This is a genomic window from Sphaerisporangium sp. NPDC051011 (assembly GCF_040653595.1).
In the GTDB taxonomy this organism is placed as follows: domain Bacteria; phylum Actinomycetota; class Actinomycetes; order Streptosporangiales; family Streptosporangiaceae; genus Sphaerisporangium.
The window spans coordinates 302,799-322,431 of sequence record NZ_JBFAGG010000009.1 but is presented as its reverse complement, the minus strand read 5'-3'; the positions used below and the strand labels follow the sequence as shown (position 1 = coordinate 322,431).

The window sequence follows — 19,633 nt, the reverse complement described above, 5'->3', positions numbered from 1 at the left end:
TCATTTGTCCTCGGGGATGGATTCGATGAGTTTCATCAGGCCGTTGGCGTCGAGGAGGTCCACTGGGCGGACGGTCTCGTTGGCGCGGACGTAGTGGAAGGCGGCGCTCACCTTCGTGAGGGGGACGCCGGACAGCTGGGACCACGCGAGGCGGTAGGCCGCGAGCTGGACGGAGGCGGCGCGGGCGCCCCGGCCGCGCGGCGGCTCGCCCGTCTTCCAGTCGATGATGACGTAGCCGCCGTCCCCCTCGGGGAAGACGGCGTCCATGCGCCCGCGGACGACCCGGTCGGCGATGACCGTCTCGAACGGGATCTCCAGGTCGACCGGTTCCATGGTCGCCCACACGCTTTCCTCGAAGCGTTGCTGCAGCTCGGCGAGCTGGACGTCGGTGGGGGAAAGGTCGTCGGCGGCGCCGGGCAGCTCGGAGTCGTCGATGAGGCGCTGCTGCTCCCAGCGGCCCTCCAGCCAGCGGTGGAAGGCGGTGCCGCGGCGGGCGAGCGGCGCGGGTCTGTGGGGCAGCGGGCGGCGGATCTGCCGGGCCAGGGCGGCCGGGTCGGAGGCGAGGGTGACCAGGGACGAGACGGTGAGCCGGGCGGGCAGGTCGACGACCGCGCCGCCGCGCCGCCGGGCCTGGTCGCGCTCGCGCAGCAGCAGTTCGGTGTCACGGGCCCACGAGCGGACGCGTTCCTGCTCCCACTCCTTCAAAGGGTCGGCGTCGCCGGGCGGGAGCCACACGTCGCCGTTGATGGCGTCCATGACCATGCCGGCGCCGCCGCGCACCGCCTCGTACCGCTCGCCGCCGGGGGTGACCGGCCATTCCTCGGACGGGGGCTCGGCCAGCAGGGGGTTGACGGCGTCCTCCTGGAGGTCGGGGGCCCAGGTGGCGGCCTGGCCGGTGGCCTCGCGGATCTCCAGCAGGAAGTCGGACGGTTCGAGGGGCTTGGCGGCCGTCCCCCAGCGGTACCCGGAGGCGATGAGCAGGTAGTGGGCCCGGGTCACGGCGACGTACGCGAGGCGCCGTTCCTCCAGGAGGTCGCGTTCGCGGCAGCGCTCGTCGAACGCGGCGAGGTCGTCCTTCTCCAGGCCGTCGAGGACGGGCAGGTCGGAGCGGTCGCCGCGCAGCGGGTAGGGCAGCTTGCGCGGGTTCTCGGTCCAGCGGGAGTTGGTCGCGGGCGTGGCGGGGAAGACGCTGCCCCGGGCCAGCCCGCCCGCCTGCGTGGTGACCTGGGAGAGTCCCGGGACGATCACGACCGGCCACTCCAGGCCCTTGGAGGCGTGGACGGTCATGAGTTTGACGCTGTTGGTCTCGCCGACCCGCCCGGCCTCCAGGCCGAACTCCTCGGTCTCGGCGGCCTGGAGGTAGGCGAGGAAGGCGCCGAGCGTCGGGTCCTCGGCGTCGCCGGCGAAGCGGGAGGCGGCGTCCAGGAACGCGTCGAGGTCGGCGCGGGCGGCGAGGGGGCCGCCGCCCCGGGCCGCGACCTCGACGTCCAGGCCGAGGCGGCGTTCGACCTCGGAGATGAGGTCGGGCAGCGGCTGCCCGGCGTGGGCGCGCAGGACTCGCAGCTCCTGGGCCAGGCGCGGCAGCCGTTCGCGGGCGAGGGGGGAGAAGGGCTCCAGCCATTCGGGACGGTCGGGCAGCTCGTCGAGGGCGTCGACGAGGCTGCCGCGCTCGGCGGCCATGTCGCTGACGACCTGTTCCAGGGGGTCATCGGGGCCGCCGCGCTGGGAGACGGTGAGCTCGCGGGCGAGGTCGCCGAGCACCTTCAGGTCGGCGACGCCGATGCGCCAGCGCGGCCCGGCGAGCAGGCGGACGAGCGCGTCGCCGGCTGCGGGCTCGTACATGACGCGCAGGGTGGCGACGACGTCGGCGACCTCGGGGACGGTGAGCAGGCCGCCGAGGCCGACGACCTCGACGGGGATGTCCTTGGCCTCCAGGGCCCGCCGCAGCGCGGGGAACTGGGACCGCTTGCGGGCGAGGATCGCGACGTCCTGCGGCTGGAGGGCCGCCGGGCCGCCCCAGGCGCCCGCCTTGGCCTTCGCCTTGTCCCGCTCCCCCTCGCCCCACGGCAGGCCGTCGGGGGCGGTCTCGTGGCCGAGCAGGTGGACGACGCCGTCGGCGATCCAGGCGGCCTCGTCCTCGGCGGTCTCGTGGAAGGCGCACAGCACGCGCCCGCGCCCGACGCGGTTGACGCCGGGGACGAGCACCGGCACCTCGCGGGCCTCGGCGCGCAGCGGCACCTGCACGCGCGCCGCGACGTCCAGGACCCGCTCGCCGTTGCGGAAGCTGACCGAAAGGCGGCGCACGGGCGACGGCTCGCCGGTGGCCGTGGGGAAGTCGCGGACGAACCGCTTGAGGTTGCCCGAGGAGGCGCCGCGCCAGCCGTAGATCGACTGGCAGGGGTCGCCGACGGCCGTCACGGGGTGGCCGCCGCCGAACAGGGCGCGCAGCAGGACGAGCTGCGCGTGGCTGGTGTCCTGGTACTCGTCCAGGAGCACGACGGAGAACCGGCCCCGCTCGATCATGCCGACGTCCGGGTGCCCGTCGGCGATGCGCGCCGCCAGCGCCATCTGGTCGCCGTAGTCGATGACCTCGCGGGCGCGCTTCAGCCGGTCGTACGCCTCGGCGAGCGGCAGCAACTGCTCGCGGATCTCCTGCGTGCGCACCGGGCGGCGCTGCGGCAGCGTCGTGCGCCCCTGGACGGCGGCCAGGCGCTCGGCGAGCCACCGGCCGACCTCGCGGACTTCGCCGGGGGTGCGCAGGTGCTCGGCCATCTCGCCGGCGAGCTCCAGCACCGCCGCCGTCACCGAGGACGGCGCGAGGTCGACGCGGTCCATGGGCCCGTCGTACTGGCCGACCACGCGCGAGGCCATCTGCCAGGAGATCGCGGGCGTGACGAGCCGCATGGTCGGCTCCAGAGCCTCGCGCAGCGCGTGGTCGGTGACCAGGCGGGCGGCGTAGGCGTGGTAGGTGGAGACGGTGGGCTCGCTGTCGAGCAGCTCGGCCGGGGCCAGGCCGACCTCGGCGAGCCGGGTGAGCCGTTTGCGGACGCGCGCGGCCAGCTCGGCGGCGGCCTTGCGGGTGAACGTCAGGCCGAGCACACGCTCGGGGCGCACCAGCCCGTTGGCGACCAGCCAGACGACGCGCCCGGCCATGGTCTCGCTCTTGCCGGAGCCCGCGCCCGCGACGACCACCATCGGCCCGAGCGGCGCCTCGATGACGGCGGCCTGCTCGGGGGTGGGCGGCGGGACGCCGAGCCGGTCGGCGAGCTCGGCGGGGCCGATGATCGCGGGTCGCACGCCCTCGGCGCCGGGGGTGGCGCCGGGAGAGCTCGGGCCTAGCAAACCCGGCCTCCGGCGTCGTTGACCGGGCAGCTCGCCTTGGCGGCGCACGTGCGGCAGCCGTCGTTCACCGTCGCGGTGAAGACCCGCGAGGACATGCCGGTCGCGACCGTGTCGACCAGTTCCCCGGCCCACCCGGGCTCGGGGTCGTCGCCGAGGGCGCCCTGGACCTGCTCGCGGGCCAGCTTGGCGTCCTTGCCCGCCGCCTTGCCGAGCTGGACGAGCGCCGCGCCGCCCGGCTCGGTCAGGCCGTGACGCTCGAAAGCGCCGAGCAGCGTGGCGAGCTGGTAGACGCCGAGCTGGGGGTGCCGGTCGAGGTCGTGGTCGGAGGGCTTGCTGGTGCCCGTCTTGAGGTCGATGATCACGGCCCGGCCGTCGCCATCGCGCTCGACGCGGTCGACGCGGCCCTTGATCTGCACGTGCTCCGAGAGCATCGCGGTGAACGCCTCTTCGACGGCGACGAGCTCGCGCGGGTTCTGCTCGTGCCAGGTGAGGAAGCGGGAGAGCATCTGCTCGGCGACCGTGCGCTGCTTGCGGTTGAACCACAGGCCGCCGAAGTCCAGTTCGTCCCACACCTCGTCGATGCGCTTGCCGAGCGCGTCGCCTTCCTGGCCCGCGGCGGCGAGGACGGCGACGGCGTGGATGACCGAGCCGAGGCTGCGCGACATGTCGGTGCCGGACGCCCCGACGGCGGTCTCCAGCAGCCAGCGCAGGCCGCATTTGGTGAAGCTCTCGACGGTGGACGGCGAGATGCGGACGATGCCGTCCGGCCAGGTGAGGGGACGGTCGTCGGAGATGCGCGTGAGCGCGTACCACTCGTCGGGGTGGGCGCCGGGGACGCCGGAGCGTGCCAGGCGGGCGAGGTGGCCCGCGGCGGCCCTGCGCATCGCCTCGGGACGGGTGGGGTCGCACACGGCGGCGCGCAGGTCGGCGACCAGGGCGGACATGCTCAGCCAGCGGGCGCGATCGTCGACGTTCGCGTCCTCGGCCGCGCCGGGGACCAGCTCGGCCAGGAACCGCGAGGGCCGCTCGTCGGTGTCCTCCCCGCCGACGGCCGTGACGACCAGGCGGCGGCGGGCGCGGGTGGCGGCGACGTAGAACAGGCGGCGTTCCTCGGCGAGGAGCTTGGAGGCGAGGGCGGCCGTGGCGGCGTCCACGCCGTCGAGCACCGAGCCCTCCGACAGGGCGACGAGCTGCTCGATGCCGAGGAGCGAGCCGCGCAGCCGCAGGTCCGGCCACACCCCGTCCTGCACGCCGGCGACCACCACGACGTCCCACTCCAGGCCCTTGGAGCGGTGGGCGGTCAGGATGCGGACGGCGTCGCCGTCGGGGGCGTGGGCGGCGAGGGTGTTGCCGGCGATCTCCTGGGAGACCAGGTCGTCGAGGAAGACGCCGGCGCCGGCGTGGGGCAGGCGGTCGACGAAGCGGGCGGCGTGGTCGAACAGGGCCACCACGGCGTCGAGGTCACGGTCGGCCTGCGCGCCCCTGGCCCCCCCGGCGACGCTCGCGTCCGTCCACCGTTCGGCCAGGCCGGACGCCTGCCACACCGCCCACAGGGCCTCCTCGGCGGTGTCGCCGCGGTCGGCAGACGCGCGGGCGACCTTGATGAGGGCGGCGACGCGCTCGGCGCAGGCGGCGACGTGCGGCTCGATCGAGGTCAGCTCGCGGGAGTCGCGGACGGCGGCGACGAGCAGCTCGTCGGAGGAGCGCGGCGGCGGGGACGGCGTGCCGGTGCCGGTTTCGGTGCCGGTGTCGATGGCCGCGGCCTCCAGCTCGGCCACGCGCAGGGCGCGGCGCAGGCGGCGCACGCCGATCGCGTCGGTGGCGCCCAGCGGGCCGGTGAGCAGTTCTTCCGCGGTGGTGACGTCGAGGGTCTCGGGGCGCAGCGCGACGCGCAGCAGCGTGGCGAGCGGCCGCACGCCCGGCTGCTGGATGAGCGGCACCTCGTCGCCCATCACCACGGCGGGGACGCCCGCCGACAGCAGCGCGCGGCGCAGCATCGGCACCTGGCGGGTGGCCGAGCGCACCAGCACGGCCATGCGCGACCACGGCACGCCGTCGAGCAGGTGGGCGCGGCGCAGCGTGTCGGCGACGACGGCGGCCTCCTGGGTCTCGCTGTCGGCGAGTAGGACGCGGACCTCGCCGGGGTCGGCGGTGTCGACGGCGAGCAGGTCGCGGTGGCTGTCGGGGTGGGGACGGGCGCCGCGGCCGGGACTCGGCGGGACGGGCAGGCGCAAGGCGAGGCGGCGGGAGGCGGCCAGCAGGCCGGCGCCGCTGCGGCGGCAGACGCGCAGCGCGACGACCGGGGCCTCGCGGTCGTCGGCCGTGCGGAAGCGCTCGGGGAAGGACAGGATGTTGCGGACGTCGGCGCCGCGGAAGCCGTAGATCGACTGGTCGGGGTCGCCGACGGCGATCAGGTCACGGCCGTCGCCGGCGAGGTGGCGCAGGAGCTGGTCCTGGGCCGGGTCGGTGTCCTGGTACTCGTCCACGAACACGACGTCGTAGGCCCCGCGCTCGCGCAGGCGCACCTCGGGGTCGCTCAGCAGGCCGGCGCCGGCGCGGATCAACTCGGCGTAGTCGAGGGCGGGCGTGGGGTCGAGGTCGAACCGGTCGTTGTACCGGTCGGCGAAACGGCCCGCCGCCACCCAGTCTGCGCGGCCGTGCTCACGGCCGAGCACCACAAGGTCGGGGCCGTCCAGGCCGCGCTCGGCGGCCCTGGCGAGGAAGTCGCGCAGCTCTTCGGCGAACCCGCGCGTCTTCAGCGCCTCGCGCAGGCTCGGCGGCCACTGGCGCGCGCCGTCCTCCAGGTCGCCGTGGAGCAGGCGGCGGATCTCCAGGAGCTGCTCGGGGCCGGTGAGCAGGCGCGGCGGCGGGTCGCCGGCGAGGACGGCCTCGCGGCGCAGCAGGGCGTTGGCGTAGCTGTGGAAGGTGAGCGCGAGAGGCGTTCGCGTGGTGCGGCGCATGCGGGCGGTGATACGCTCGCGCAGCTCTTGGGCGGCCTTGCGGCTGAAGGTGAGGACGAGCACGCGCTCGGGGTCGACGCCGCGCCGCTCGACGCGCTCGACGATGCTCTCGACGATCGTGGTGGTCTTGCCGGTGCCGGGGCCCGCCAGCACGAGCAGCGGGCCGCCCGGGTGGTTGACGACCGCGCGCTGGTTCTCGTCGAGCGCGGGAGGCGCCGCCTGTCGCGCGGTTCCCCTGCGTACCAGGCGGTAGGTCTGACCACTCACAACACGCTATTCCACCAGACCACGCGGGTAGATCGTGCCGACTCGGCCGGTACCGACGCCCGCGAATCTCCGTGGCGGGTGACAAAGCAGGTTATCGGGGTCATGCCGACACGCCGAGCAATGACACGCCCATGTCTCCACCGCCTCCGGGGCGCCCCGAACCGCCGTGCCGGAGGCGCGGCCATAAGCACAATCAGCCGAGGGCAAGCATCACCGGGGTGTAGATGCGGGCGCGGGCGCCGGGGAGGGGGCCGCCGCGGGTCATCAGGGTGGTGGTGAAGGCCGGTCGCACGCCGCGGGCGGCGGCCCAGCCGGCGAGGTCCGTGTGGTCGGCGTGGTCGGCGCCGAGGTCCAGGCGTACGGGGGCGTGCAGCTCGGAGGCCAGCTCGGCGATCAGGCCCCGGGCCATGGCCGTGCTGTCGGCGATCACCGGGCCGACCACGACGTTGTCGACGTTGCGCCACGCCGCGCCGAAGCCGACGACCTTCCCGCCGCGTTCGGCGACCCACGTCCGCTCGGCGATGGAGGACAGCCGGGTGATCAGGCCGGTGCGCGGGGCGCCGGAGGCGTGCGCGTCCAGGCCCCGGATCGCGGCCAGGTCGGCCTCGCGCGCCGGGCGCAGGCCGTCGTGCTTGAAGTCCTCCGGCTCGGGGCGGAAGTGCCCGATGTGGGTGACGATCCGGCCGACCGCGCGGAAGCCGAGCTTCTGGTACAGCCCGCGGCCGTACTCGGTCGCCGAGAGGAAGACCGTCGCGTCCCCTGCCCGGTCGAGGACGTGCAGCATGAGCCGGCGGCCGAGCCCCATGCGGCCGTACCGGCTGGCCACCAGGACCATGCTGACCGCGCCGAGGTCGCGGCCGTAGCGGGCGAGGACGGCCGTGCCGGCGAGTCCTCCGCCGGGGTCGTCGATGCCGTACACCTCACCGACCTCGAAGAGCAGCCTCCACTTGGCCTCCTCCGGCAGCCATTGCCGGTCGATGGCGAGCATCAGGCAGTCGCGGAGGTCACCGAGGCCGAGCCTGCGGACGGGCATGTCGCCCACGCTCGGCCGGCGGGTGGAATGGATCACGCACACCCCCGATGACGGCGTCCGGGCCTTCGAACCCCTTCCGTCCGCATCATCGACCACATCTGCCGATACATCCACTTAATTTGCAGACCGGCATTGCTGTTCGTTCAGTCCTTTTTTCCGTACATGTACGGATGCCACTACGGATGTTCAGAACGCGAACCGGCACTTAGCGTCACGCACAGGTCAGTTCACCCGGCCGCGTGAGCCGAGTAAGGAGCGCTGTGGAGACACTCCCCCACTTACCGCCCTAGCCGCTTCACTCGCACGGAGACTCCGCCGGACACGGCCCGCCCGGCCAGGTCACCCCCAACCGGCGAACGCATCCCGTTCTCCTTTGTCTCATCACCCCCTGATCCCTTCACTCACCCCGCCGGTCGACGGTGCCCGGTGGCGTGACGACCGCCGCCCGCGTACACGGCGAGAGACGCGGCGGCGGGAGGCACTAGAAAGGAAATCGCGCATGAGGCGCAGAGCTCTATTCGCGGTGACCGCCGGTCTGGCCATCGTGGCCGTCGCGGCGCCGGCAACCCCCGCGGCCGCCAAGCCCCCGCCCGGGTTCACGGCCACGCCCCTGGCGGCGGACCCGCTCCAGCGCGCGACGCTGGCGGCCGACCAGGCCGTCGCCAGCCAGCTGGACGCCCTCCGCAAAGGCACCGACGAAGTCTTCACCCGCACCGGCGTGACCCCCAGCGTCGGGGGCTCGTTCTACGCGACGTACGCGCGGTCCTACAAGGGCCTGCCCGTGATCGGCGGCGACGCGGTCGTCGTCACCGACTCCGCCGGGCGCGTCCGCGACACCGAGTCCGCCGCCGCGCCGACCGTCGGCCTGTCGACCGAGGCGACGGTGAGCGCCGAGCAGGCGCTGGCCACCTCCAAGACCAAACTGGACCGCGTGGACGACAGCCGCCCGGCGCGCCTGGTCGTCCTCGCCTGGGGCGCGCAGCCGCGCCTCGCCTGGGAGTCCACGGTCTCCGGCATCTCGAACGGCAAGCCGAGCATCCAGCACGTCTTCGTGGACGCCAAGACCGGCGCGATCGCCGACTCCTACGACGACGTCAAGGCCGGCACCGGCAACGGGTACTACTACGGCACGGTCACCATCCAGACCAGCGGCTCCGGCAGCTCGTTCTCGATGACCGACTCCACCCGCAGCGGCATCCGCTGTGGCGGCCAGAACGGCTCCGCCTACACCGGCACCGACGACGCGTGGGGCAACGGCTCGGGCACCAACCTGGAGACCGCCTGCGTCGACACCCTGTACGGCGTCCAGAGCGAGTGGGACATGCTGCGCGACTGGCTCGGCCGTAGCGGCATCAACGGCAGCGGCGGCGGCTTCCCGGCGCGCGTCGGCCTCGCGGACGTCAACGCGTACTGGAACGGCAGCTACACCAACTTCGGCCACTCGCAGGACAACCAGCGCCAGGCCACGCCGATCGACGTCGTGGGCCACGAGTTCGGCCACGCGATCTTCCAGACCACGCCGGGCGGCGCCGGGTCGGGCAACGAGAACGGCGGCATCAACGAGGGCACCGGCGACATCTTCGGCGCGCTGACCGAGGCCTACGCCAACAACCCGAACGACCCGCCGGACTACCAGGTCGGCGAAGAGGTCGACCTCGTCGGCCAGGGCCCGATCCGCTACATGTACAACCCGTCGCTGGCCGGGGACCCGAACTGCTACTCCTCCTCGATCCCCAGCACCGAGGTGCACGCGGCGGCCGGTCCGATAAACCACTGGTTCTACCTGCTCGCCGAAGGTTCCGCCCCGGGCGGCGGCAAGCCCGGCAGCCCGATCTGCTCCGGCGGCCCGTCCTCGGTGACCGGCATCGGCATCCAGAAGGCCGGCAAGATCTACATGGGCGCCCTCAGCCGTAAGACGTCGAGCTGGCGCTACATCAACGTCCGCACCGCCTCCCTGGCCGCGGCCGTCGAGCTGTACGGCGCGAGCAGCCCCGAGTGCGCCGCCACCAAGGCCGCCTGGAACGCCGTCAGCGTCCCGGTGCAGTCCGGTGAGCCCACCTGCACCGACAGCCCCGGCAACGACTACTCCATCTCGCTGAACCCGACCTCCGGCTCGGTCACCGCGGGCGGCTCGGCCACCGCCACCGTCTCCACGGCGACAACCTCCGGCAGCGCGCAGACGGTCACCTTCTCGGCCTCGGGTCTGCCGAGCGGCGCCACCGCGAGCTTCAGCCCGGCCTCGGTCACCTCGGGCGGCTCCTCGACGCTGACCATCTCCACCTCGACGTCGACGCCGAACGGCACCTACAGCGTGACGATCACCGGCACCGGGTCCGTGACCCACACGGCGACCTACACGCTGACGGTCGGCACCACCGGCGGCCGGACGTTCCGCAACGACACGGACTACACGATCAACGACCTGTCGACGATCAACAGCCCGATCACCTCGACCGCCTCGGGCAGCGCGGTCTCCCCGGTCCAGCTGACGATCGTCATCAGCCACACCTGCGCCGAGGACCTGCGGATCCGCCTGCGCGGCCCGAGCGGGACGTTCTACACCGTCAAGAGCAGCGGCGGCATCTTCTGCACGTCCTTCGGCACCCGCAACTACTCCGTCCCCGTCAGCCAGACGGCCGCCGGAACCTGGACCCTCGAAGTCACCGACCAGTACACCCTGGACACCGGCTTCCTGGACTCCTGGAGCATCACCCTCTGACCCTGTTCGGGGCGCGGCGGAAGAACGCCGCCTAAAAGGGCGCCCCGAACAGGCCGAGCGAAGTGAGGCCATGAACACAGCTGAGCAGGGCCTGAGCGTCTGAGACGACGGCCTTGAGACCCCCGGGACCGGGCACCTCCGGTCCCGGGGGTTCGCCGTTTCCGGAGAGGAGACGCGGTCGTTCAGGCGGGCGGCGCCACCTGGGTGCGCGAGCGCACGCCGAGCTTGCGTAAGACGGTCGCGACGTGGCTCTCGACCGTGCGGGTCGACAGGAAGAGCACGTCGGCGATCTCCTTGTTCGTCCGGCCGAGCGCGACCAGGCGGGCGACCTCCGTCTCGCGCTGGGAGAGCGCGGTGGCCTTCCCGCGTGGGGAGGGCGCGGCGGCCTTGCCCCGCCGTCCGCGCGGAAGCTGGAACTCCACGCCGATGTCCCGCAGGACGCGGCGGCAGCGGGCGGCGTCATGGGTGGCGCCGAACTCCCCGTACCGCTCGGCCAGTTCGGCGAAGGCGGCCCCGGTGGCGGGGTCGCCGACCGCGAGCATGGCCCGCGCCTCGCCCTCCCCCGCCCGCGCCGCCGCGTACGGCTGGGGCATGACGGCGTACGCCTCGCGGGCGCGGGCGAAGTGCGCGGCGGCGTCGGCGTGCCGCCGTTCCGCGGCGGCGAGCGCGCCCCGCGCGGAGTCCAGCGCGGCGTGCGCGGCCGGCGAGATCTTGTCGGCGACGCCGGCGGCGTACTCGGCGACCAGTCCGGCGGCCTCCTCGGTCCGCCCGGCCCAGGCCAGGGCGTTGACGGCGGACGGCACGAGGTAGGCGCCCCACACCCACACGCCCTTGCGGCGCAGCCGGGCGACCGCGCGCTCGGCCTCGGCGACGGCCTCGTCCAGCGCGCCCCTGGCCAGGTGCAGCTCGATCATCCCCCCGCCGGCGGCGTCCACGACGGGCGCGTACCGGCTGTCGGGGGCGTCGAGCCCGGCGGCGTGGAAGTGCCGGGCGGCGCCGTCCCACTCGCCGGTCGCGAGCGCGAGCATGCCGAGCACCAGCCAGACGTCCACCGCGATCTGCGGGGTGTCCGCGACCAGTTCGCTCATCGCGATCGCCCGCTCGCGCAGGCCGGCCCAGCGCCCGGTCAGCCACTCCATGCGAATCGCCGAGACGTCGACGATGTAGGCGCTGTAGTCGGCCCCGGTCTCGGCGGCCAGACGCCGTCCCTCGCGGGCGATCTTCTCGGCCTCGGGGTAGAGGCCGAGCGTGATCAGCGAGTCGTAGAGGTTGGCATACCCCCGGGCGGCCTCGCGCCGGACCGACATGCGCGTGTCGGCGATCGGCAGGGTGGCGGCGACCGCGAACGCGTCGGGGGCGCCGATCGCCATCTGGAAGGACGCGCGGTTGGCGAGAACGGCCGTGGCGACCTCGGGGTTGTCCGCGCTCGCGACCAGCTTCTCGGCCCGGTCCATCCACTCGGCGTGCTGGTCCAGCGACTCGGTGCCCCACGGAGGCATCGCGAGGCAGGCCAGGCCGCGCGCGGCCAGAGTCGGCTGGTCGGTGAGCTCCTCGACGGCGGCCTTGATCTCCGGGCGGCCGCCGACGGTGTCCCCCGCCTGGTTGGACAGCAGCAGCCCGAGGTGCAGCCGCGCCTCGGCGCGGGCGTCGGGGGACAGGAAGTCGTCGCGCAGCACGTGGCGCAGCAGCCGTACCACCCGCTGGTGCGACAGGCCGCTCCCGGCGAACTTGCTGAGCTGGAGGGCGAGCGGCCCGCGCTCGGACTCGGGCAGGTCCGGATCGTCCAGCATGCCCTCGAACACCTCGATGGCCAGGGCCATGTCGCCGAGCGCGGCGGCGCGGTGGGCGGCGGCCGCGCCGTGACGCAGCCATGCCTCGATGTCGCCGGCCTGCCGGGCGTGGAAGGCGAGCTGGACGAGCGGCGGCGAGTCCATGGCGGCGAGCGCGCCCATCACCCGCTCGTGCGCCGACCGCCGCTCCGGCCCGGGGATCGCGTCGTACACCGCCTGCTGGGCCAGCGCATGGCGGAAGCCGTACCGGCCGCGGGAGTCCTCGTGCAGGACGCCGGCCCGCAGCGCCTCGCCGAGCCCGGCGGAGTCGCCCCCCGCCGCGATGATCAGCTGCTCCCCCGCGGGCAGCCGCAGCACGGCCGCGACGTGCACGGTGCGCACCGCCGCCACGGACAGGGACGCCATGCGCTCGGCCATCGCCTCGCGCAGCAGCAGCGGCACCCCGGCGCGGTCGAGCGCCTCGGGCTCCCCCGGGTCGCGCAGGGACCGCACGACCTCCTCCACCACGAACGGAATGCCCGCGGTCCGCTCGTGCAGGCGGGTGACGAACCCGGACGACAGGTCCGAGCGGTTCAGCAGCGCCCCGGCCAGGTTGCCGACGTCGGTCACGTCCAGCGGCACGAGCGGCACCACCACGCTGGTGGTTTCCGGGTGGTGCCGGTAGGCGCGGCCGAGGGACGCGCGGGTCGCGCCGTGGTCCTCCCGGCGGTAGGTGATCACGAGGGCCAGCCCGGCGGGCGGCTGGTCGATGAGGAAGCGCAGCAGGTCGCGGGTGCCGTCGTCGGCCCAGTGCAGGTCCTCGATGACGAGAACGGCCGGCCCGACGGCGGCCAGCAGGGCACGGATCGCCCGGAAGACGCGGTGGCGTTCGGCCCGGGGGTCGCCCAGGGGCGGGGGCGCCGGCGGGAGCGCGCCCGCCAGCTCGGGTAAGTAGCCGGCCAGCGCGCCGGTCACCGGGTTGAGCGCGCCGGGATCCGGGAGCCGGCCGGCGATGTCACGGAGCGCCTCGAACACGGGCCCGTAGGGGAAGGGCTCACGGATCTGATGGCAGTAACCGAGAAGGACCACCCGGTCGCCGGGCACGTGGCCGAGCGCGGCGCGCACGAGACGGGTCTTCCCTATGCCGGCCTCACCCTCCACCTGCACGACCGCCGGAGGGCGAGCGATCACATCGATGACTGTCCGTAGTTCCGAAGCACGTCCGACCAGTGCGAGCGAAGGCACGCTGCTCATCGACAGCTCCCAGGGTAGGGATTTCGGGACTCCCCGGCCCAGTTATCCCCATACCTTCGGCGAAGGTCAACCCCTCCCTGTAACAGCCTTGTTGCGGATCCCGTCAAGTCGGGCGTCACTCTGTAAGACATCCGGACACGGAGGGTGGCTGCCCCTCGTCCGGCGTCAGGAGCCGGGCGTGAAGACGTGGTCGACGAGGCGGGCGGTCGCCTTGCCGTCGTCGCGAGGAGCGTAGGTGCGGACGAACTCCTCGTAGCGGTCGGTGTAGTCGCCGGCGAGCGCGTCGATCAGGCGCACGGCCTCTATCACGTCCGCGGCCTCGGCGAGCAGGGGGCCGGGCGCCTCGGTGCGCAGGTCGAGGTAGAGGCCGCGGGAGTTGCGGTAACGCTCCAGGTCGTAGCCGAAGAAGACGATCGGGCGGCGGGTGACGGCGAAATCGAAGATCACGGAGGAGTAGTCGGTGATCAGGACGTCGGCGATCAATAATAGATCGGCCATATCCGGATAAGTCGTGACGTCGATGGCGAACGGGTACTCGCGGGTCATCGGCCCCGGGCGCACCAGCGAGTCCGGGCCGGGAACCACCAGACCCACAGCCGCGGGCGCCGCCTGCATCGTGTGCCCCCGGACCAGCAGGACATGGTCACGGCCGAGCACCCGCCTGGCCTCCGCCAGGTCGAGACGCACCGAGCTGTTCCTGCGGTCGTGGTCGCGCCACGTCGGCGCGTACAGCACCACCCGCTTGCCGGCCGGGATCCCGAGATCGCGCCGCACCGCCGCCGCCAGCTCGGCGCGGTCGGAGGACACCAGGACGTCGTTGCGCGGGTACCCCGACTCCAGGATCTCGCCGCCGTACCCGAACGCGCGGCGCAGGATTCCGGACGCCCACGGGCTCTGAGTGACCAGAAGATCCCAGTTCGCGACCTCGGCGGCCTGCCGGTACCACGCGGGTGGCCGAGGCTCGCGGGTCATGTGCCGCTGGTCGCCGCCCACCTGCTTGAGCGGGCTGCCGTGCCAGGTCTGGACGCAGAGCTGGTCCTCACGGGCGCGAAACCACTGCGGCAGCAGCGTGTTGGTCATGATGTGCCGGGACCGGGCCAGCGCGGTGTAGTGCTCGCGGCTGCCCTCGCGGACCACCGTGGGCGTGATGCCCGGGCCGAGGCCGAGCGCCGCCGAGTCCGGCGGGACGAACGCGCCGTCCTTGACCACCCAGATGTGCTCGCGGTCGTCGCCCCGGCGCAGCCGCTCCTCGTAGACCGCCCGCGCGCTGTCGGAGTACGACCTGCCGTCGAACGAGACGTACACCGTCGCGTCGCGCAGCTCGCGGCGGCGCTCGGCCGGGTAGTGGACGCGGCGCGTCGACCACAGGCCGACCGCGCCCTTCTCGTCGCCCGGAACGTGCTCGGCGGCGACGATGACGGGCACGTCGAAGCGGGTCGCCACCAGGCGGTACTCGCGGTCGCCGACGATGTGGACGCCCTCGTCCAGCGTGTCGAGCAGGCGGTGGTCCACCCGCAGCGGGGCCGTGGTGCCCTTGCCGCCGGCCACCGACAGGCTCCAGGCGCCGGACGCCAGCGCGACCGCCGACCCGAACCTCGGCATCGCGCCCGGGGCGACGCGCACCGAGAACTCCGGGCCGGACCGGGTGAGCCGGACCCGGTATGCCAGGCCCGCGCGCTGGCGCAGCACCAGCTCGCGCGGCCCGGGGTCGGGGTCGTGGTAGGTGCCCGCGAGGGTGAGCGCGCCGTCCTCGCCCCACTCGGCCGAGGTGATCACCGGCCACACGCGGTGCGCCGACACCACGGCCCGGTCGCGGCGGTCACGCAGGACGGTGACCTCGCTGCGGTCCAGGCCGATGCGCGTCTCGGCGTCGTCGTCCATCATCACGGGGGCGGCCGGGTCGCCCTTGGGCTCGATCCACAGCCGGCGGGCGTCGCGCTCCTTCATCAGCGCGGCGACGGCGAGCGGCACCGAGAAGTTCGTGCCGCCCTCGGCCGGGGCGAAATCGGCCGCGATGCGGTGGCCGCCGAGACGGGCCCTGCCCTTGGTCGCCGTCGTGCCCGGCAGGAAGCCCCTCAGCTCGATCTGGTCGCCGTCGTGGACGACGCCGGTCAGCTCGGCGCGGGTGGGCTGGAGCACGATCTGCAGCACGCGGTCGGACGTCCAGGCCGGGCGCACCCACCAGCCGGGACCGACGCGCAGCCCCGCCGGGCGCTCGGTGCGGCCCATGACCGGCCCCCGCACGGCGCCGGTCGCCCACGCGCCCCGGCTCCAGATGACGATGTCGGCGCGCCAGGTCGTCGTGTCCGGGACCAGGGGACGGCGGCGCAGCAGCCGCCTGGCGCCGTGGTAGGCGGCGCGGATGGCCGCACGCCAGCGCAGCGACCACGGCCGCACCTCGGCCACGAACCCCGCCCAGTCGTAGTTGCAGCCGGGCTCGGCCGACCCCCACGTCGCCTCGGGGCGGTAGACGCGGCGGGTGCGGGCGGCGATCGGCGGCAGCCCGCGCGGGCCGCGCAGCACCACCGTGGCGCGGTTCAGGCGGCGGCTGCGCACCGAGAGCCCCACGAGGTAGGCGTGGCCGGTGACGCGGAGCCGCCCGTCGTGCCAGGACACGTCGGACACCTCGGTCACGGGGACCAGGTCCGACCCGCGCAGCCGGAAGAGCGAGCGCGGCGCCTCGACGGGCAGGTCGGCGTACCAGCGCAGGCCCCTGCGGACGCGCTTGACCGGCTCGCCCGTGGCGGCGACGAGCCCGGCCAGCTCGCCGCCCTCGGCGAGGGCCGCGGGGTCGCGGTTCTCGATCAGGTGGTAGGCCAGGCGCCGGGCCACCGGCAGGGCGCGCTTGACCGAGGGGTCGACGCCGGAAAGGTAGTCGCGCAGCAGGTCGATCGCCTGCCGCAGGCGGGTGGCGTCCCTCTTGGCGGCGGCCTCCAGACGCAGGGCGAGCGGCCCGTTCAGCGCCTCGGCGTGCAGCCGCCGGCGCTCCGCGCGCGAAAGCCCGTGGGAGGTGACGGCCGCGATCAGCGCGTCGAGCGGCTCTCCCTTGTCATACAGGTCCTGGGCGGCCCGGAGCCGATCGGCGACTTTATCGACGCTGTCGACGCTATCGACGCTGTCGCCGGCCTGCGCGGGCGTGGCACCGGTGGCCATCGGGGAGGCACCGCCTTTCCAGGTCTACCGCAAAGGGCGTTCCTGGAATGGTAATGCGCATTCTTGAGAACTCATGGGTGATCACCGAGCCATCGGGCGTGGCGCATGTCGGCCCGCTCGCCCCGCAGCGGCGTGCCCTCGTCCCGCCAGAAGGCCAGGCACCTGGCCTCGTGGCCGGGCGGCGCGGTCCCGTCGGCGTGCACGACCCGCCACCACGGGACGCCGCCGCCCCAGGTGGACATCACCCGGCCGACCTGCCGCGGGCCGCCCTCTTCGAGGTACTCGGCGATGTCGCCGTACGACATGACCTTGCCCGGCGGGATGCGCTCGACGACGTCGAGCACCCGTTCGGCGAAGGGCGTCGGATCGCTCACGTGGTCCTTCCGGGGCTTCCTCTCGGGCGCTCGCGGCGCGGGCGCGGGGCCCGTCAGGCGGCCCACTGGACGGGGCCCTGGGAGAGGATCTCCTCCAGCTTGCCGAACTCGTAGACCGTCTTGCCGTTGACCTGCTCGACGATACCGTCGCGGATGACGTAGGCCTCGCCGTCCTCCCCGACCAGACTGCCGCCGACCAGAGCGGCCAGACGGGCGAGCTGGGAGACGTTCCAGTCGGACGTCGGCTCCCCGTAGAGGCGGCCCTGCCAGACGGCGACGCGGTGCTCGGCGTCGCCGTGACGGGCGATCACCTCGGCGTCCTCGGGTGTTCCCCGCAGCTCCAAGCCGGCGTCGGCCGACGCCGTCGCTCGCGTGAGCTCGGCGTAGGCGAGCGGCGATTCACGTTGTACGCGCAACTCGTATCCCACGAGATGGGAACCATAGCGAACCTTTAGCGATCACCGGTACGGGATCGCGTGCGATCGATATGACCGCATCCGAACTGCTGCCGAAAGGCGGCCGAAAAGCATTCGAATCGCCGCCATCACGTGATCATCGGCGTTCCGCGCGCCGCGTGAGCACCACCACGCCCGCGCCGAACCCGACGAGCCCGAGCAGCACGCCGGCGCCGTACACCCACAGCCGCACCGGATCCGGCCCAGGGCGCGCGGGCGGGGGCGAGGTCGCGCCCTTCCCGAAGTGCAGGCCGCTCTGGACGGGGACGGCGGAGCGATACCCCGTGAGCTCGCCCGCCTTCCGCAGCGCCGCCGCCGCGTCGACCACGCCGAAGCCGATCTTGTCGTCGTAGCTGCCTGCGGGTTTGCCGCGCGTGGTGGTCGCGAGGGCGCGGGCCACCAGCTCGGGGCCCAGTTGCGGATATTTCGCCTTTATCAGCGCGACCACCCCGGAGACCAGGGCCGTGGACACGCTGCTGCCCTCCAACAGGACGTACCCGCCGCCCGCCTTCACCGCCGGCACCGCCACCCCCGGCGCGCCCACCAGCACCGACAGATTGTCACTGCTGAAAGCGGCGTGCTTACCCAGCCGGTCCACCGCGCCGACCCCGATGACCCCGGCGAACCCCGCGGGAAAGCTCCAGAACGACGTCCCGTACTTGCGCGCCGCCACCGAGTCGCCGTCGTTGCCCACCGCCGCCACCAACACCACGCCCTGCTCCAGCGCGTACGCGACCGCCTGGCGGTCGGCCCGCTGCGGGACGTACTCACCCAGCGACATGCTGATCACCCGCGCGCCGTTGTCGGTCGCGTAGCGCATGGCGCGCGAGATCGGCGTCTCGGCCGGCGCGCCCAGCCCGTCGTCGGGGTTGACGAGCTGGTACTCGGGCTGGTCGGTGAGCACCGGGATCGACAGGATGCTCGCATCCGGCGCCAGGCCGGTCAGGCCGCCGTCCCGCCCCGAGCCCGCGATCAGGGACGCCATCGCCGTGCCGTGCACGCCCACCGGAGGCGCCGCGCCGTCGTAGGTGTCCGAGCGCAGATCGGGGCCGACGGTCACCTTGCCCGCGAGCTCGGGCACCTGGGCGTCGACCGCGCTGTCGATCACCGCGACGGTCACGCCCGCGCCGCGCGTGACCTGCCAGGCCTGCTCGGCGTTCAGCGCGTCCAGCACCCAGCGCTGGGCGCCGCGCACGTCGTCGGACGCCACCGAAGGGTCCGCCACGGCCGGCGGCGCCGGCAGCAGGCCCACGAGCGCCATCGCCCCCACGGCCGCCACCGCCCGGCGCAGGCCGCCGGCCCTCACGCACCTCAACACACGTTCCCCTGGGTGCAGCGCGGGATGTCGGGAGGCGCCGAGAGCTCGCGGCCGATGCGGCCGGCGATGGACTGGGCGGCCGGCCACAGCTCGCTGTGGGTGATCTCATCCCGGGAGATGGCCTCGCGGGTACGCCCGTCCGCGTAGCCCGCGGTGGTGAAGACGATGTACGGGCCCGCGCCGACCCAGCCCGTGCGCTGGCGCTGCGCCGCCCCGAACGACTCGGTCACCGTGCCCGGGAACGCCACCGGCCGCACGCCCACCCGGTCGTCCACGGGGAGCTGCCCCGCCGTCCGCGCCCGCGTCTCCTCGTCGGCCAGCACGGCGACCCCGACGGTCACCACGAACGAGGAGGTCTGGTCGACGTAGGTCGCCCGCAGCATCGTGCGGCAGCCGAACTGCCGCAGCACCGAGCCGACGGGCGCGTCCACGACCGCGGGGCACGGCGCCTCCGGGGCGATGCCGACCCGCCTGGCGTACTGCCGGACCCGGGACAGGCCGACGTACTCGATCTGGGGAGGGAACACGGCGTCGGCCGGCCAGGTGTACCAGCGCCGGGCGACGTCCTCCTGGGAGTACCGGGCGCGCTCGGCGAACGTCAACGGCCGGGACCGCGTCTCCTGAAGGGTGCCCACGACGCCGAGCAGCACGTCGGTGGCCGCCACGGCGAGCAACGTCCCCATGATCAGCAGGAAGAGGGATCGAAAACGGACCCCGCGTTCGAGCGCCAGGCGATCCTGGAACTCGCGCAGGCTCGCGGCGCGGGCCCGTGAGCCCATCCACGGCCGCGACGCCCCGGAGGCCGCCCCGTGCGAGACGCCACCTGAAGGAAGCCGCCCTCTGAAGGACGTGCCTCTGCCGCGCGGGGGCCAGGGCGCCGGCCGCGCCCGTGGCTCTTCAGGCGACATACTCCGATGCTACGTCGGCGCCCGCTTCCGGGGTTCCGCACGCGCCCTCGCCACCCCTCGTGTTCCGTCGGCGTCGCCCCG

At 73.9% G+C, this 19,633-nt stretch carries 10 protein-coding genes; 1 reads left to right on the top strand and 9 read right to left on the bottom strand.

Features of this window, described 5'->3' with window-relative positions:
* The 3 genes from AB0H21_RS22740 to AB0H21_RS22730 all read right to left on the bottom strand — a co-directional run bounded on the left by AB0H21_RS22740 (nucleotide 1) and on the right by AB0H21_RS22730 (nucleotide 7,638).
* Complete coding sequence (locus tag AB0H21_RS22740; protein ID WP_358519835.1) at nucleotides 1-3,285, bottom strand: ATP-dependent DNA helicase; 3,285 nt, start codon at nucleotides 3,283-3,285, stop codon at nucleotides 1-3.
* 50 nt (nucleotides 3,286-3,335) lie between these two features.
* Nucleotides 3,336-6,569, bottom strand: a complete 3,234-nt coding sequence (locus AB0H21_RS22735) for an ATP-dependent DNA helicase (protein ID WP_358519671.1) — start codon at nucleotides 6,567-6,569, stop codon at nucleotides 3,336-3,338.
* 193 nt (nucleotides 6,570-6,762) lie between these two features.
* On the bottom strand, nucleotides 6,763-7,638 hold the full coding sequence (locus AB0H21_RS22730) for a GNAT family N-acetyltransferase (RefSeq protein ID WP_358519669.1): 876 nt from the start codon (nucleotides 7,636-7,638) through the stop codon (nucleotides 6,763-6,765).
* Nucleotides 7,639-8,101: 463 nt separating this feature from the next.
* On the opposite strand from AB0H21_RS22730, the gene AB0H21_RS22725 reads away from it, so the two are divergent.
* Nucleotides 8,102-10,321, top strand: a complete 2,220-nt coding sequence (locus AB0H21_RS22725) for a M4 family metallopeptidase (RefSeq protein ID WP_358519667.1) — start codon at nucleotides 8,102-8,104, stop codon at nucleotides 10,319-10,321.
* 182 nt (nucleotides 10,322-10,503) lie between these two features.
* Here the strand turns inward: AB0H21_RS22725 and AB0H21_RS22720 are convergent, their stop codons facing one another.
* The 6 genes from AB0H21_RS22720 to AB0H21_RS22695 all read right to left on the bottom strand — a co-directional run bounded on the left by AB0H21_RS22720 (nucleotide 10,504) and on the right by AB0H21_RS22695 (nucleotide 19,423).
* On the bottom strand, nucleotides 10,504-13,344 hold the full coding sequence (locus AB0H21_RS22720; protein ID WP_358519666.1) for an AAA family ATPase: 2,841 nt from the start codon (nucleotides 13,342-13,344) through the stop codon (nucleotides 10,504-10,506).
* Between the two features lie 165 nt (nucleotides 13,345-13,509).
* Nucleotides 13,510-16,497, bottom strand: coding sequence for a CDP-glycerol glycerophosphotransferase family protein (locus AB0H21_RS22715; RefSeq protein WP_358519664.1), 2,988 nt, complete (start codon nucleotides 16,495-16,497; stop codon nucleotides 13,510-13,512).
* A 71-nt stretch (nucleotides 16,498-16,568) separates the two neighbouring features.
* Nucleotides 16,569-16,871, bottom strand: coding sequence for an MGMT family protein (locus tag AB0H21_RS22710; protein WP_358519662.1), 303 nt, complete (start codon nucleotides 16,869-16,871; stop codon nucleotides 16,569-16,571).
* Between the two features lie 53 nt (nucleotides 16,872-16,924).
* Nucleotides 16,925-17,287, bottom strand: coding sequence for a hypothetical protein (locus AB0H21_RS22705; RefSeq protein WP_358519660.1), 363 nt, complete (start codon nucleotides 17,285-17,287; stop codon nucleotides 16,925-16,927).
* A gap of 136 nt (nucleotides 17,288-17,423) precedes the next feature.
* On the bottom strand, nucleotides 17,424-18,632 hold the full coding sequence (locus AB0H21_RS22700; protein WP_358519658.1) for a S8 family serine peptidase: 1,209 nt from the start codon (nucleotides 18,630-18,632) through the stop codon (nucleotides 17,424-17,426).
* Between the two features lie 5 nt (nucleotides 18,633-18,637).
* Nucleotides 18,638-19,423, bottom strand: coding sequence for a hypothetical protein (locus tag AB0H21_RS22695; protein ID WP_358519656.1), 786 nt, complete (start codon nucleotides 19,421-19,423; stop codon nucleotides 18,638-18,640).
* Between the last annotated feature and the right edge of the window lie 210 nt (nucleotides 19,424-19,633).